This window comes from Streptomyces colonosanans (genome assembly GCF_001866645.1).
GTDB lineage: Bacteria > Actinomycetota > Actinomycetes > Streptomycetales > Streptomycetaceae > Streptomyces > Streptomyces colonosanans.
The window spans coordinates 34,997-50,679 of record NZ_MLYP01000058.1 but is presented as its reverse complement, the minus strand read 5'-3'; the positions used below and the strand labels follow the sequence as shown (position 1 = coordinate 50,679).

The 15,683-nt window shown below is 69.7% G+C and carries 12 protein-coding genes and 2 pseudogenes; 2 read left to right on the top strand and 12 right to left on the bottom strand.

All coding sequences use genetic code 11. From position 1 onward, the window contains the following. Window positions 1-27: 27 nt before the first annotated feature. From BIV24_RS21870 to BIV24_RS21860, 3 genes and pseudogenes are all read right to left on the bottom strand, one after another. Window positions 28-534, bottom strand: a pseudogene (locus tag BIV24_RS21870) (transposase); the annotation flags it as partial. A gap of 181 nt (window positions 535-715) precedes the next feature. After that, a pseudogene (locus BIV24_RS32265) lies at window positions 716-910 on the bottom strand (IS1380 family transposase); the annotation flags it as partial. Between the two features lie 183 nt (window positions 911-1,093). Beyond that, window positions 1,094-1,867, bottom strand: coding sequence for a thioesterase II family protein (locus BIV24_RS21860; RefSeq protein WP_071368092.1), 774 nt, complete (start codon window positions 1,865-1,867; stop codon window positions 1,094-1,096). Between the two features lie 190 nt (window positions 1,868-2,057). Here BIV24_RS21860 and BIV24_RS21855 point away from each other — a divergent pair, with 190 nt between their 5' ends. Next, on the top strand, window positions 2,058-4,145 hold the full coding sequence (locus BIV24_RS21855; RefSeq protein WP_177198786.1) for an acyl-CoA dehydrogenase family protein: 2,088 nt from the start codon (window positions 2,058-2,060) through the stop codon (window positions 4,143-4,145). A 270-nt stretch (window positions 4,146-4,415) separates the two neighbouring features. On the opposite strand, the gene BIV24_RS21850 is transcribed toward BIV24_RS21855, so the two are convergent. The 8 genes from BIV24_RS21850 to BIV24_RS21815 form a co-directional block, all read right to left on the bottom strand. Next, on the bottom strand, window positions 4,416-5,936 hold the full coding sequence (locus BIV24_RS21850) for an NCS1 family nucleobase:cation symporter-1 (protein ID WP_071368090.1): 1,521 nt from the start codon (window positions 5,934-5,936) through the stop codon (window positions 4,416-4,418). 111 nt (window positions 5,937-6,047) lie between these two features. Beyond that, window positions 6,048-7,070, bottom strand: a complete 1,023-nt coding sequence (locus BIV24_RS21845) for a TIGR03842 family LLM class F420-dependent oxidoreductase (RefSeq protein ID WP_071368089.1) — start codon at window positions 7,068-7,070, stop codon at window positions 6,048-6,050. A gap of 11 nt (window positions 7,071-7,081) precedes the next feature. Beyond that, complete coding sequence (gene hydA, locus BIV24_RS21840; RefSeq protein ID WP_071368088.1) at window positions 7,082-8,485, bottom strand: dihydropyrimidinase; 1,404 nt, start codon at window positions 8,483-8,485, stop codon at window positions 7,082-7,084. A gap of 150 nt (window positions 8,486-8,635) precedes the next feature. Next, complete coding sequence (locus BIV24_RS21835; protein WP_071368087.1) at window positions 8,636-9,478, bottom strand: nitrilase-related carbon-nitrogen hydrolase; 843 nt, start codon at window positions 9,476-9,478, stop codon at window positions 8,636-8,638. A gap of 148 nt (window positions 9,479-9,626) precedes the next feature. Continuing rightward, window positions 9,627-11,186 carry a PucR family transcriptional regulator gene (locus BIV24_RS21830; RefSeq protein ID WP_071368086.1) on the bottom strand — a complete coding sequence of 520 codons (1,560 nt, stop codon included), beginning with the start codon at window positions 11,184-11,186 and terminating at the stop codon, window positions 9,627-9,629. A 68-nt stretch (window positions 11,187-11,254) separates the two neighbouring features. Beyond that, a complete protein-coding gene (locus BIV24_RS21825) occupies window positions 11,255-12,538 on the bottom strand; it encodes an aspartate aminotransferase family protein (RefSeq protein ID WP_071368085.1) in 1,284 nt (427 codons plus the stop codon). After that, on the bottom strand, window positions 12,535-13,377 hold the full coding sequence (locus BIV24_RS21820; RefSeq protein ID WP_071368084.1) for a nitrilase-related carbon-nitrogen hydrolase: 843 nt from the start codon (window positions 13,375-13,377) through the stop codon (window positions 12,535-12,537). Before BIV24_RS21820 ends, BIV24_RS21825 begins: the two co-directional genes overlap by 4 nt. A 296-nt stretch (window positions 13,378-13,673) precedes the next feature. Further along, entirely contained in the window at window positions 13,674-13,925 is a 252-nt protein-coding gene (locus tag BIV24_RS21815; protein ID WP_071368083.1) for a helix-turn-helix domain-containing protein, read from the bottom strand. Between the two features lie 73 nt (window positions 13,926-13,998). On the opposite strand from BIV24_RS21815, the gene map reads away from it, so the two are divergent. Continuing rightward, the gene (map, locus tag BIV24_RS21810; protein WP_071368082.1) at window positions 13,999-14,769 is read left to right on the top strand and encodes a type I methionyl aminopeptidase; all 771 of its coding nucleotides are present in this window, start codon (window positions 13,999-14,001) and stop codon (window positions 14,767-14,769) included. A 65-nt stretch (window positions 14,770-14,834) separates the two neighbouring features. Here map and BIV24_RS21805 read toward each other — a convergent pair whose 3' ends face one another. Further along, complete coding sequence (locus BIV24_RS21805) at window positions 14,835-15,401, bottom strand: Uma2 family endonuclease (protein ID WP_071368081.1); 567 nt, start codon at window positions 15,399-15,401, stop codon at window positions 14,835-14,837. Window positions 15,402-15,683: the final 282 nt, after the last annotated feature.

Below are 15,683 nucleotides of genomic sequence, written 5' to 3'. Positions count from 1 at the left end.
GTTCGTGCTGACGGGGACTCTCGGCTGCAGGCTCCGTCCGGAGCGTCGGTCGAGGAAGCGATGGGCGCCGGCGGCGGAGTCGGTGCGAACCAGGATCTGCGTCCGCCGCAGGAGTTCGGGCAGTTCAGCCAGGGCGATTTGGGCTGATCCCATAGGGCCGGCGGCGGTGTTGAAGCCTGCGTTGCCGGGTTGCGGCAGGGCGGCCACCGGCTTCCCGGACCTGGCCTGGCCTGGCCTGGCCTGGCCGTGGTCGACGTACACCACGAGCGGGTAGTGACCGTGGTTCTTCTTCCAGGTCGCAGTGGCATCCTGCTTCTCGGAGTGGGTGAGGACCAGCACACCGTCGATGTCCACGATCACCTGACCGTCGACAGCCGGACTCTGCGCACCGGCCAGTTCCCAGACCGGCTCGCGTACTTGGGAACGTGCGCCCCGGATCGCTGCAAGGGCCTTCGAGCCGGAGACGGCGAGCGTGTCGACGAGACGGAAGACCGTCGGATCGGAAGCCACCGGGCCGAACACACCCGGCTCGGCCGGTGCTTGCGCCTCGGCGTGAGTCCCGCCGCAGCCACAGTCTCTCTTTATTTGATCAAGGCTCGGACAGGCCCACTGACGACAGCGTGAGGCTGGCCTCGATCTTGCATGACGGTCTGCCGACGGAGTCGGCGGACCGTTTCGCGTTCTGTGGCCGATGGCGGGCAGGCCGGTGGCCCGCCGTCACCTCCCCGCCCCCATCCGGGGCACGGCCGTCGGCCAAGGACCAGACTCGCGAGCGGATTTCGGACCGTGCCCGACGGATGGCGTCCAGTGCCTTCTCACCCGAGGCGGCGAGGGTGTCCATGGAGCGGGAGCCGGTTGGATCGGAGGCGACCGGCCCGAAGACGGCCGGCTCGGATCGCAGGATGGCCATGCCCGGACCGCCTGTCGGACAGCCCGCCTCGTGAAAGCGCGAGGCTAGTGCTGTGACAGGCAACGTTCACCCCGTCGCAACGCCCGGCACGCTCCCCCAAGCTCTTCGAGCAGGGGGACCCCCAGAGCGGGAGGTGCCCCCACGACGCCGCTCCTTGACGGGCAAACGGTGCCTGCCGGGGCACTAGGCACGACCCGCGTCCTGCCGTGCTCCGGAGAGCACGGACGAGATCACGTCGAGCACTCCGGCCCGACAGTCCTCCAGGTAAAAGTGGTCCCCCGGGAAGATCCGCAGATCGAACCGGCCCAGCGTGTGCTGCGACCAGGCCTCCGCCTCATCGACGGAGGCCTTCGGGTCGCTGTCGCCGACCATCGCGGTGATGTCGCACGACAGCGGCGGTGCGGAGTCGAATCGGTACGTCTCGATGGCCGTGTAGTCGGCGCGGATCGTCGGCAGGACGAGATTCAGCAGCTCCTCGTCCGCCAGGATGCGCGGGTCCGTTCCGCCCAGCGCGCGCATCTCCGCGATGAACGCGGCCGTGCTCGCCCGGTGCAGCTCCTCGTGCCGGGTGAGGGAGGGAGCCCGTCGGCCGGAGACGAACAGATGCGCCGGTCCAGCCCCCTCCTCGCGGGCGATCCGGCACGCGACCTCGAAGGCGAGGATCGCTCCCATGCTGTGCCCGAAGAACGCGAACGGCTCCGCCAGCCGCGGCCGGATCGCCGCATGGATCTGGTCGGCAAGTTCCGGGATGGTGCGGACGCAGGGCTCGCCGCCCCGGTCCTGGCGGCCCGGGTACTGCAGGGCCAGCACCTCGACGTCCCCCGGCAGCGACTTCGACCACGGGTAGAAGTAACTGGCGGCGCCGCCCGCGTGGGGGAAACAGAACAGGCGTAAGCCTTCCGGCACCTGGCGGTAGACGCGGATCCAACTGTCGCTGTCGGTATTTCCCACTGCCATCACCTTCCTGGGCGCAGCGCAATTGACCGATTCCTCGGTCACGTCCGACCCTATTCCCCGCCCTAATACAGCGAACCCCTATCAGGCCCCTATTGTCCCAGCCCGGCATTGTCCGGCATTGACACGGCCCCTACGCTCGAATTAACGGCGTGGCAGCGGACATCGCAGGCGGGACGGGCGAATGCTCAACATGGATGAAATCACCGAACTGCTCACCCGGCAGTGGCACTTCCCTGACCTGGCGGACGAGGCTGCCCTGGCCCGGCTGTGGAGACTGGCCGCGGCTCAGGGCTGGTTCGACTTCGGCGACCTCGCCGCCACCGTCGCGCTGGTCCGGGCCACCGGAGCGGCAGCCTGCCCGCTGCCCGTCATGGACGGCTTCGTCGCCGTAGAACTGCTGGCGGAGGCCCCGGAGATCGCGGCCGGCATCGCGGCCGGCATCGCGGCCGGAGACGTCCGGATCCTGGTGGCGCCGACAAACCGGGCGGCCGAGACGGTGCCGTTCATGGAAGGCGGGATGGCCGCCTCACACGTCCTGGTCCTGCCGCCCGCGGGCGGACGCGCGTCGGTACGGCCTGTGGAGTTCGCCGTCCCGCAGCCCGGGCTGGCGTCGCCCGCCTGGGCCCGGCTCCACCTGGGCGGACCGGAGGCCGTCGTCGACGTCGATCCGGAGCGGGCCGGCCGGGCGCTCTCCCTGCTCAGGCTGGGCTTGACGGTGCGGGCGATGGCGGCCGCGCGACACACTCATGACCGGTCCATCGCCCATGCGAAGGTCCGCCGACAGTTCGGCCGGGCGATCGGCGGGTTCGGCGCGGTCCAGCAGCGCACGGCGACCCGCGAGATCGAACTCGTCGCGGGGGAACTCCTCATCGAGGATGCCGTCCGCAGACACGGCGGCGACGCACCGGACGGGATCCTCGCCACGGAGCTCGTGGTGTCCCACGCGGCCGCCGTCGCACCGCACATCCAGGTCAGCGCCCATCACACTCTCGGCGCGGGCGGATACTTCGAGGAACATGACGCCCCCTGGCTCTTCCGCCGGGTCCATGCCGACATCGCGCTGCTGCCGTCCTGTCCGCCACCGCGCGGAACGGTCGCCGACATCCTGATCGGGACCGCCACCGACCTGCCCGCCGTGGATTCCACTTCGCGGGCGACGGCGATGCGGGAACAGGTCCGCTCTCTCTACGCCGAGAATCGCACCCGTGCGAGGGTGTTCGCGAAGGGTGATGACCCTGCCCTGGTGGCGGCGATGTCCGCGCGGAAGTGGTTCGGGATGACCTGGCCCACCGCCGACGGCGGCCACGACGCCACCCTCACCGAGCAGCTCGCGCTGCAGGACGAAATTGCCTATCACCAGCTGCCGGTCGCCCACGCGATGGCCGCCGTCTCGGTGGTCGGCGCTCCCATCGTCAAGTACGGAACGGCCGAGCAGAAGGCGAGGTACCTGCCCCAGATCCGGGACGGAGGACTGACCTTCTGCCTGGGCTACAGCGAGCCCGAAGCGGGCTCCGATCTCGCGTCGCTGACCACGACCGCGATCCGGGACGGCGACGACTGGGTGATCAACGGGACCAAGTCCTGGATCGCCAACGCCCACACGGCGGAATACATCTGGCTGGCCGTGCGCACGGATGTGGACGCGAAGCTGCCGCTGGCCGGGATCAGCGTGTTCATGGTCCCGATGGCGACCGCGGGGATCAGGACGGAGCCGCACCAGGCTCTGTCCGGGCAGATCTGCTGCACGGTGAGCTTCGACGACGTCCGGGTAGGCGACTCCGCGCGCATCGGCTCGGCCAACCACGGCTGGCAGGTCATCACGGACACGCTCACCGGCGAACGGCTGCTGCTGGCCAGCGACATCGCCGGGATGTCCCGTCGGCAGTTCGACGAACTGCTGGCAGCCGTCCGTGCCGATCCGGACAGCGCGGCCGGCCCGTCCGGGTCGGACAAGCGAGCCAGGCTGAGCGGCATGGCCGTCCAGGTCCAGGCGGTCAAACTCCTGCTCACCAAGGCGGCCGAGAAAGCCGAGTCCGGCCCCGCGCACACCGCACGCCTGGCCTCGTCGATGGCGGGAGTGCTGGCCGCGGAGGTGGCGGAGCAGCTCAGCCGTGACGCCCTGGAGATCCTCGGCCCCGCGGCGGCCCTCTGCGCACCGGACGCCCCCGGCGCGGGCATCTTCGAGCAGGGCCTGCGTCTGTCCATCCTCGCCTTCCTCGGCGGAGGAACCAACGACGTGCAACGCGGACTGATCGCCCGCGGCCTCGGCCTGAGCTGACCGGACTCCCGGGGCACTCAGGCCGCCTGGGCAGGTCGGCGCACCGCCGTCCTCGGGAACTGCCCATGCCCACCCTGACGGCCATCCATGAACCGGTTCCCGGCCTCCGTCTGTGGACGCCGAACAGTGCCCCTCCGCGTCGGCCCGCCATGGCACGTTGCCTCGTGCATCGCGTCCCGTTGTCCTCCGCCCCGGGAAGCGATGTCCGGCGGACACGGCCGCGGTGTGCCCTGTCCGCAACGGCTTCCGGGATACCTCACCCTGGGCTGGTCACGTCCGCCGTGTGCCGGCCATCAGCGCGAGATACACGACGAGAGACGCCCCGAGCCCCACGGCCCACCCGTAGTCGGCGAGCGGCTTGAAGACCGGGATGAGCCCGTCGAGCGGGAACGGGCCCGCCTTCTTCCCGTCCTGTCCGAGCGTCGAGTACGAGCCGCCGACGGCGAGCACCCCGCCCACCACGAACGCGGCAACCGCCCGCCAGTTCCACCCGGCCGAATACCAGTAACGCCCCCCGGCCACGTACAGATCGGCCAGGTCCAGCACCGTCCGCCGCACGATCCAGTAGTCCGCGATCAGAATCCCGGCAACCGTGCCGAGCAGCCCGCCGACCACGCCCAGCCACGTGAAGATGTACAGCTCGGGCGTCGACGTCAGCTTCCACGGCATGACCAGGACGCCCACCACACCCGTGATGATCGCGCCCGTGCGGAAGTTGATGACCTTCGGCGCGAGGTTCGCGAGGTCGTACGCGGGTGAGACCACGTTCGCCGCGATGTTCACGGAAATCGTCGCCACGAACACCATGATGAGCGCGAAGAGCAGCCCGACGACGTTGTCCGTCTTGCCGGCCAGCTCCACCGGGTCCCAGACGGCCACCCCGTACACCTTCTCCGAACCCGCCGTCACCAGCACCGACATCAGCGCGAACACCGTCATCGTCGTCGGCAGGCCCAGCGCCTGGCCCCACACCTGCGCCCGCTGCCCCTTCCCGAACCGGGTGAAGTCCGGGATGTTCAACGACAGCGTCGACCAGAAACCGATCATGCCCATCAGGCCCGGGAAGAAGACCTTCCAGAAGTCCGGTCCCCAGCCCAGCTTGGACGGCTCGTGCAGCAGCGGGCCGAAGCCGCCCGCCTTGTGCGCGATCCACACCAGCAGCACCACCGCGCCGACGAGAACGAACGGTGCCGCCCAGTTCTCGAAGCGGCGAAGAGTGTCCATCCCCCGGTAGATGATGGCGAGTTCCAGCACCCAGAAGAGCAGGAAACACAGCCACAGGGTCCAGGGGTAGCCGCCGATCTTCCCCGCGTCCGCCCAGCCTCCGAAGATCTTCCCGAGGAGTACGAAGATGCCCTGGCCACCGATCCAGGTCTGGATACCGAACCAGCAGCAGGCCACGGCCGCGCGCACCATGGCCGGCAGGTTCGCCCCGCGTATGCCGAACGACGCCCGGGCCAGAACCGGGAAGGGGATGCCGTACTTCGGACCGGCATGGCCGGTCAGCAGCATCGGCAGCAGCACGATCACGTTCGCCAGGGCGATGGTCAGCACCGCCTGCTTCCAGTCCATGCCCAGGGCCACCAGTCCGGAGGCGAGCGTCCAGGACGGGATGCAGTGGGCCATGCCGATCCACAGGGCCACGAAGTTGTACGTGGTCCACCGGCGTTCGGTGACCGGGACCGGACGCAGGTCGTCGTTGGCGTAGCGACTGCCGGCCGGATAGGCGTCACCGGTCAGCTCGACGGCGCCTGGGGGTACGGAGGGTGGTGGAACGGTGGTGCCGGTCATCGGCGGTCCCTTCTACGGACGGGAGGGGGACGGGGAGAGGGTGCGGCCATGCGGGTGCCGTGAACTTCCTTGCTGTGTACGTAAGTCGCCAAGCCGGCGCTGCTCATGCGGTCAGGCGTTCAGCACGGGGATGACGTGCTGCCCGTACTGGTCGATCACTTTCTCCTTCGCATCGTGCATCGCGTACACCGCGAACTGGTCCACGCCCAGCTCCCGTAGCGCGCGCAGCTTTTCCACGTGCGCCTCGGCCGGGCCGATCACGCAGAACCGGTCCACGATCTCGTCCGGTACGAACGCGGTGTCCGGATTGCCGGAGCGGCCGTGGTGCGCGTAGTCGTAGCCGTCGCGTGCCTTGATGTAGTCGGTCAGCTCCTGTGGCACCATGCCCGAGTCCGAGCCGTACTTGGCAACCAGGTCGGCGACATGGTTGCCGACCATGCCGCCGAACCAGCGGCACTGCTCCCGTGCGTGGGCGAGCGCTTCGGGCGAGTCGTCCTCGGTGACGTACGCCGGGGCGGCGACGCAGATCTTCAGCTCGGACGGGTCACGGCCGGCGGCCACGGCCGCCTCCTTGACCGCCTTGACCATGTACTCGGTCAGATACAGGTCGGCGAGCTGGAGGATGAAGCCGTCCGCCTCCTCGCCGGTCATCTTCAGGGCCTTGGGGCCGTACGCCGCCATCCAGACGGGGAGTTCGGCGCCCGGCTTGACCCAGGGGAACCTGACGACCGTGCCGCCGCCCAGGTCGGCCTCCTGGCCGCTGCCCAGTGCCCGGATGACCTTCATGGCCTCGCTGAGGCGGGCCAGCGTGTTGGGCTTGCGGCCGGCGACGCGCATCGCCGAGTCGCCGCGGCCGATGCCGCACACCGTGCGGTTGCCGAACATGTCGTTGAGTGTGGCGAACGTGGAGGCCGTGACCTCCCAGGTGCGGGTTCCCGGGTTGGTCACCATCGGACCGACCGTCAGTTTCTCGGTATGCTCGAGGATCTGACTGTAGATCACGAACGGTTCCTGCCACAGCACGCTGGAGTCGAAGGTCCAGCCGTAGCGGAAGCCGTTGCGCTCGGCGCGCTTCATCAGGCTGATGACCCGCGAGGCAGGTGGGTCGGTCTGCAGGACGAGTCCGAAATCCATGAGCACCGCTCCTAGTTGAGGTACTGACAGGTGGAGCGGGGGGTGTAGACGCCGTGTCCCGCGCGTCCGGTGTACTCCCGCTCGGTGATGACCGGCTCGCCGCGCGAGAGGGCCGTCTCGACCCGGCCGGTCGTGCGCTTGCCCTCGTACGCCGAGTAGTCGACGTTCATGTGATGCGTCCCGGCGGACATGACCTGCTCGGCGTGCGGGTCGTAGATGACGATGTCGGCGTCCGCGCCAGGGGCGATGGTGCCCTTCTTCGGGTACATGCCGAACATCCGGGCCGGGGTGGCGCAGGCGATCTCGATCCAGCGGCGGCGCGAGATGTGCCCGTCGACGACGGCCTGGTGGAGCAGGTCCATGCGGTTCTCGACACCCGGCATACCGTTGGGGATCTTCGAGAAGTCGCCCCGCCCCAGCTCCTTCTGGCCCACGAAGCAGAAGGGGCAGTGGTCGGTGGAGACCACCTGGAGGTCGTTGGTGCGCAGGCCCCTCCACAGCGCGGCCTGGTGCTCCTTGGGCCGCAGCGGGGTCGAGCACACGTACTTGGCGCCCTCGAAGTCCGGCTCGGCCAGGTTGTCGGTGGACAGGAACAGGTACTGGGGGCAGGTCTCCCCGAAGACGTTGAGCCCCTCGTCACGTGCCCGGGCCAGCTCCGCAACCGCCTCCTGCGCCGAGACGTGCACGACATACAGCGGGGCCCCCGCGACCTGCGCGAGCCGGATGGCACGATGGGTGGCCTCGGCCTCCAGGAGGGCCTTGCGGACCTCGCCGTGGTAGCGCGGGTCGGTCTCGCCGCGGGCCAGAGCCTGCTCGACCAGCACGTCGATCGCAATGCCGTTCTCGGCGTGCATCATGATCAGACCGCCGTTGTCGGCGGAGCGCTGCATGGCGCGCAGGATCTGGCCGTCGTCGCTGTAGAAGACGCCGGGGTAGGCCATGAACTGCTTGAAGGAGGTGACGCCCTCCTCGACCAGCAGGTCCATCTCCTTGAGCGTCTCCTGGTGGACGTCGGAGACGATCATGTGGAAGGCGTAGTCGATCGCGCAGTTGCCCTCCGCCTTTGCGTGCCAGGCGTCCAGACCCTCGCGCAGGGTGTGGCCCACGCTCTGCACGGCGAAGTCGACGATCGTGGTCGTCCCGCCCCAGGCCGCGGCCCGGGTGCCGGTTTCGAAGGTGTCGGAGGCGAAGGTGCCGCCGAACGGCAGCTCCATATGGGTGTGGGCGTCGACACCGCCCGGGATCACGTACTTGCCGGTGGCGTCTATGGTCCGCTCGGCCGTGAAGGCCTCGGCGGCCGGTGTGCCGGACGCGGCGAGGGCGGCGACACGGCCGTCCTCGATCAGGATGTCGGCGTGGATCTCGTCGGACGCGGTGATGACGAGGCCACCGCGGATGACGGTACGGCTGCTCATGCTCCCTTGTGCTCCCTTACCTGCGTGGACGCTCCGCTGGGATGCGGTCGGACAGTGCGGGTCGTCGGTGGCCGGTCGCGCGCACGCGGCAAGGCCGCGTGCCGGACCGCGGCCCCGCGCCCCGTTCAGGGGCACGGGGACCGGCCTCCGTTACGGCGTGGTCAGTGGGGTGTACGCGCCCGGCGCGCGGTCCCGGTAGAACTGCCACCGGTCGCGCACCTCGCGCAGCTTCGCCATGTCCAGGTCGCGGACGAGGAGTTCGGTCTCCTTGTCGCTCGCCACCTCGCCGACGAACTGCGCCTCCGGGTCCACGAAGTACGAGGTGCCGTAGAAGTCGTTGTCGCCCAGCTCCTCGACGCCCACGCGGTTGATCGCACCCACGAAGTACTCGTTGGCCACGGCCGCGGCCGGCTGCTCCAGCTGCCACAGATAGGCGGACAGGCCGCGCGAGGTGGCCGACGGGTTGAAGACGATCTCCGCGCCCGCGAGGCCGAGGGCCCGCCAGCCCTCCGGAAAGTGGCGGTCGTAGCAGATGTAGACGCCGATCCGGCCGGCCTTGGTGTCGAAGACGGGCCAGTCGGAGCGGCCGGGGCGGAAGTAGAACTTCTCCCAGAAGCCCTTCACCTGCGGGATGTGGGTCTTGCGGTACTTGCCGAGGTAGGAACCGTCCGCGTCGATCACCGCGGCGGTGTTGTAGAGGACGCCGGGCTGCTCCTCCTCGTACATGGGCAGGACGAGCACGATGCCGTGCTCCTTCGCCAGCGCCTGGAAGCGCTTGACGATGGGACCGTCCGGGATCTGCTCGGCGTACTCGTAGAACGCCGAGTCCTGGACCTGGCAGAAGTACGGCCCATAGAACAGCTCCTGGAAGCACAGGACTTGGGCGCCCTGCGCGGCCGCGTCGCGAACCGCCTGCTCGTGGACCTGGATCATCGATTCCTTGTCGCCGGTCCACGCGGTCTGGAAGACGGCGGCACGGATCACTCTGCTCATCGGAACCTCCGGTCGCTCGGTGTGCGGTGAGCTTAGGAAGTCCGTACGGCCGGTTTGAGTTGCACCGTGTCACGTCTGCGGGCCTCTGGCGTTCCACGGTGTCATCCCGGCCCGCGCACATGTGTTTCCCACTCGTTTCCACGGTGGCTCACCTGTGTTGGGTGTCGTGCGCGAGCAGCGCAATGTGCACGGAGGCGGCCTGTTCGAAGTCGTCGAGGTCGACTCCGAGACGAACCTGGATGGCCTCGAGACGGCGATAGAGCGCGGGCCGGCTGACGTGGTGGAGCTGGGCGGTGCGGGACTTGTTGCGGCCGGTGGCAAGGTAGGTCCGCAACACGGCCAGCAGGTCCGGCTCCGCGTCCGGCCCGCACAGCAGCCCGTCCAACTCGCGTTCGGCGAACGACTGGACGTGCGGGTTGTCGCGCAACAGCCGGACCAGACCGCGCAGCCGGACGTCCTTGAGGCGTACAACGACCGGCAGGTCCAGGGCGGCGGTGTGCTCGGCGACGGCGTCGGCGACATGCCGGGCCTCACGCAGCCCGGCGGGTACGCCCTCCCAGGCGGTGCACGCGTCGGCGGCCGCGACGACCGGCGCGCCCGCCTCCGACTCCGTCCGCAGCCGGGTGGCGAAGTACGCGGCCAGCGCCGCCGCGTCCTGGTCGCGGGCGAGGCTGAGCAGCACCGCGGTTGCCCCGTCACCCAGTTCGGCCACGAGCCCGGGCAGTCCCAGCAGGCGCAGGACGCGATCGAGGGCGACCGGGTCGCCGTCGCGTATCACGAGGGGCACGAAGGTGCGGCGGTTGACGGGCAGCCCGGCCGCGCGTGCCCGCGGCAACAGCTGGCGGGGCGGTACGACTCCCAGGGCGAGGTCGGTCAGCAGGCTCTGCGCGGACTGCTCCTCCCATGAGTGCGCCGCGCCGCCGAGCATGCGGTGCAGAACGAGGGCCTCGGCGGCACGCTCGGCCAGCAGCCGCCCGATGGGGCTGTCGCCGCGGTAGCCGCACAGCACGATCCGGCCCCAGTGCTCGCCACGTCCGCCCAGTTCGGCACGGACCCAGCGGTCGCCCTCGCCGACACCCGCCTGCCGGGCGATGCGCTCCCAGTCGCGCAGCACGTCGTCGACCGCGGACCGCTCCCCCGCCGTGGCGAGCACGCGGTGGGCGAGGTTGGCGAGGACCACGGGGCAGCCGGCGTGCAGGGCGATCTCGTCGAGCAGCCGCTGGAGCGGGGCGCCCGCGGTGATGAGCCCGGTCAGGGCCGTACGCACGGACTCCGACAGGCTCACGGTCGCGAACTTCCGCCGTACCAGCCGGGACTGGACCTCCTCGGTCAGCTCGGCGAACGGGAAGGGCCGATGCAGGACCACCATGGGCAGACCACAGCGTTCGGCGGCCCGGCGCATCACATCGGGGGGCGCCGGGAAGGCGCGGCCGAGTCCGAGAACGACGGCCGCGGCCTCCGCGCGGTACAGGGACCGGATGTACTCGACCTGCTTCTCCTCGTCGCCGGCGAGCAGCACCCCGGTGGTGAGGACCATCTCGCCGCCGCTGAGCATCACGCCGACATCGGCGGCCTCGGCGACATGCACCCAGCGCACCGGACGGTCGAGGTGCCCCGCCCCGGCCACCACCTCGGGTTCCCCGGCGAGCACCCGGTCCAGCGTGAGGACCTGACGTACCGACAGGACGGGTTCCAAGGCGGTGGTCATGGCGATGTTCCCTTGCTCAGGTCAGCGACAAAGACACCTCATGGCGGGGCTTTCGAGAAGGCGGGCCGTCACTGGACGCTGCTGAGGGCACGCTCGAGGATCGCCGCACCCTCCTCGGCCTCCGCGACGGTGAGTGTGAGCGGCGGGGCGATGCGCAGCACGCTGGTGTTGTGCCCGCCGCCCTTGCCGACCAGCAGCCGTCCCGCGCGGGCGGCCTCGAGCACGGCGGACGCAGCATCCGGGTTGGCCTCGTCCGTGCCGGGACGCACCAGTTCGACGCCGATCATCAGGCCGCGCCCCCGCACCTCTCGTACGACCGGAAGCGGCGCGGCGACGGCCCGCAGCCGCTCGATGAGCAGTCCGCCGACGCGCCGGGCGTTTCCCTGGAGGTCGTGTTCGAGGAGGTAGGTGAGGTTGGCGAGGCCCGCCGCCATCGTGATCTGTGTTCCTCCGAAGGTCGAAATGCTGTTGGCGTCCAGGCAGTTCATGACGTCGGCGCGGGCGACGACGCCGCCGATGGACATGCCGTTGCCGATGCCCTTGGCGAAGGTCAGGATGTCGGGCGGGCCTGACGCGCCGTGCGCCTGCCAGCCCCAGAAGTGGTCGCCGGTGCGGCCCCAGCCGGTCTGCACCTCGTCCGAGATCCACAGGATGCCGTGCTCCCGCAGCACCGTACGGAAGGCGGCGTACAGCCCGTCGGGCGGCGAGGTGAAGCCGCCGACGCCCTGGATGGGTTCGGCGATCAGCGCCGCCGGCGGGCGCGTGTGCCCGAGCAGGTCCTTGAGGTCCTCGACGCACGCCGCGATGAAGTCGGCGTCGCTGAGGTGGGCGAACGGGCCCCGGGTGCGGACGCCGCCGTGGACGTACAGGGTCTGCAGGGGTGACAGGGAGGTCGGGGACCAGCCGCGGTTGCCGGTGATGCCGACCGCGCTGAACGAGCGGCCGTGGTAGCTGTTGCGCATGGCCAGGATCTGGTTGCTGCGCCGGTACGTCGTCGCCAGCAGCAGCGCGGTGTCGTTGGCCTCGGTGCCGGACGTCGTGAAGAAGACGCGGGCGTCCGGGATGCCGCTCAACTGGGCGATCCGTTCGGCGAGTTCGACCATCGGCCGGTTGAGGTAGAGGGTCGAGGAGTGCAGGATCCGGCCGGCCTGCTCGGTCACCGCCTTGGTGACCTCGGGCAGGGCGTGCGCCGTCATCGTGGTCAGGATCCCGCCGAAGAAGTCCAGGTACTTCCTGCCGTCGGCGTCCCAGACGTGGCGGCCCTCGCCATGGGTGATCTCGAGTGGGTCCTTGTAGTACAGGGCGAGCCAGTCGGGCAGGACGGCCCGGTGGCGGGCGTACAGGTCGGTCACGGCTTCACCAGTCCTTCGTACGCGTCGGGGCGGCGGTCGCGGTAGAACGCCCACTGCTGCCGCACTTCATCGATGAGGTCGAAGTCGAGGTCGCGGACGACGAGTTCCTCCTTACTGTCGTCGGCGACCTCCCCCACGAACTTCCCGCGGGGGTCGACGAAGTAGCTTGTGCCGTAGAAGTCGTTGTCGCCGTACTCCTCGCGGCCCACGCGGTTGATCGCGGCGACGAAGTACTCGTTGGCGACGGCCGCCGCCGGCTGTTCCAGCTGCCAGAGATAGGCCGACAGGCCGCGCGAGGTGGCCGAGGGGTTGTAGACCAACTGTGCGCCGTTGAGTCCGAGTTGCCGCCAGCCCTCCGGGAAGTGGCGGTCGTAGCAGATATAGACGCCGACCCGGCCGGCCGCGGTGTCGAAGACGGGCCAGCCGAGGTTGCCCGGTTTGAAGTAGTACTTCTCCCAGAACCCCTTGAGCTGGGGGATGTGGTGCTTGCGGTACTTGCCGAGGTAGGTGCCGTCGGCGTCGATCACGGCGGCGGTGTTGTAGTAGAAGCCGGACTGCTCGACCTCGAAGACGGGGACGACGATCACCATGCCGGTCTCTCGCGCCAACTCCCGCATCCGGTTGACCGTGGGGCCGTCGGGCACGGGCTCGGCCCAGCGGTAGTGCTCGGGTTCCTGGACCTGGCAGAAGTAGGGGGCGTTGAAGACTTCCTGGAAGCCGATGATCCTCGCGCCCTGCCGGGCCGCCTCGCGGGCGTGCTCCACATGCTTGGCGATCATGGATTCGGTGTCGCCGGTCCAGGTCGCCTGGACCAGTGCGGCGCGTACGACGTGGGCCATGGTGCCGCTCCTTTGCCTGGTGTCCCGGTGGGGACGTCAGAGAGCCTCTACGCCCGTAGACACAGGTGGTAGAGGCTTGAACGTAAGCCTCCAGGACGACCTTGCCAAGACCATCGTCATCAACCCGCGAAGTCGATCATGTTTCACACTCCTGTGGGCGAGTGGTCCGATTGTCGGCGGGCCGATCGGGCGACGGAGTCGGCACTCTCAGGGCGTGCAGGGGTGTTGCGGATGGGGGCGGGTGCGGGTGCGCGCGCCGGGGTGGTAGACCGACCGCGCGCACGGATGCCCGCGGCTCATGCCGCGATCGACGCGCACCGCCCGACGAGTTCGTCCATGGAGAGCCCCAGTACCCGCGCCAGCGCCGCGACCGTGAAGAACGCCGGGGTCGGCGCACGCCCGGTCTCGATCTTGCGGAGGGTCTCGGCGGAGATTCCGGCGCTCGCGGCCACCTCCGCCATGGTGCGGGTGCCGCGGGCCTCGCGCAGCAACCGCCCGAGGCGCTCGCCGCGCTCGTGCTCTTCGGGGGACAGCGGGGTGCGCACCATGCCCCCATTCTAATACCGGGAACCCACCCGGAGACCGGTATAGTAATTGGAGATCGGCGGTATAGGAATTGGCATGGTGGAACTGAAGACGGATACGTCGATCGACGCGATGTACAGAGCAGGGCAGGTCGTCGGCCGAGCCCTCACGGCAGTGCGGGAGAACGCGGGCGTGGGCGTCTCCCTGCGCGACCTGGACGAGGTGGCGCACCAGGTCCTGCGGGAAGCGGGCGCGGAGTCACCCTTCCTCGGCTACCGCCCGTCCTTCGCTCCGACCCCCTTCCCGGCGGTCATCTGTGCCTCGGTCAACGACGCGATCGTGCACGGCATCCCGGACGACTACCGGCTGCGCGACGGCGACCTGGTCTCCGTCGACTGCGGCGCCGAAGTGGACGGTTGGGCCGGTGATTCGGCGATCAGCTTCGTCGTGGGCAAGCCGCGGGCCGCCGACCTGCGGCTGATCGAGACCGCGGAGCGAGCGCTCGCGGCGGGCATCGAGGCGGCCGTCGTCGGCAACCGCATCGGGGACATCGCCCACGCGATCGGCTCGGTCTGCCGGGCCGCGGGGTACGGCATCATGGAGGACTTCGGCGGGCACGGTGTGGGCCGTCGTATGCACGAGGACCCGCCCGTCCCCAACGAGGGCCGGCCGGGACGCGGCCTCCGGCTGCGCCACGGCATGGTCCTGGCGATCGAGCCCATGCTCATCGGCGGCGGCACGGACGGCTACCGAACGGCCCCCGACGGCTGGACCCTCCGCACGACCGACGGCTCCCGCGCGGCCCACACGGAACACACGGTGGCTGTCACGGAGTCCGGGCCTCGGGTCCTGACCGCGCGGCATTAGGAGTGGGAGCGAATCCGAATCCTTGACGGGCCGGTAGCGCGCGCTGGTAATGCCTGAGCGCGAGGTCAGAGCCGGCCGAGGTCGATCTCCACGGTGAAGGGAGCGGAGACTTTGACGACACCGGTGAACATGTCGCCGGTCCGGTAGCTCATGGTCGCCGGGTCGAGGACGTAGGTGTAGATCAGCGGGACGCCGGTGGCGGCCTGCTCGATCCGCCAGTAGAAGGCGATACCGGCCTTGGCGTACTGGTCCACCTTCACAATCCGGTCGGTGGTCTCCGATCCCGGGGAGACGACCTCGGCCACCAGCAGCACATGCTCGGGGCGGGTGGGTGTGATGTCGATGGTGTCCGCGCGGTAGACGACGACGTCCGGGCGGCGGTTGGTGAGCGGCACGTCCTGGAGGCGGACGTCGAAGTCGGTGTCGGCGTTCCAGTCCGGTCCGGCCGCGACATCCAGCGCGTTCGCCAGGATCCGGGCGAGGCGGTTGTGGCGCTTGGACGCGCTGGGACTCACGACGACCATCCCGTCCACGATCTCGATCCCCGCACACTGCTCCTCGGACCAGGAGTCGTACTGCTCCGCCGTGATCTGCTCATGCATCCACGCAGGGGCCACCGTCTCGGCAGTCATGACGCTCCTCCCGGACACCCATCGGGCGGGCCCGATCCCGCCGGAATCAGCGTACTGTCCCCGCGGGCCCCCGACACCGGACACATCAGTTCCGCCAGACGGCCACGGTCAACGGCGCCTCCCTCGCCCCTCTCCCGGTGCCACGTTCTCCCGGATTGACGTCCTCTCCTGCCCGAGGGCGGGAGATTCCGGTCCGCACCGCTACGCGGTGCCACCTCGGGTTCCTGCTTCACCGGCCCTTGCCGCTCTCCGGGGAGATCGGTCTTACAGGGGCCTGCACAG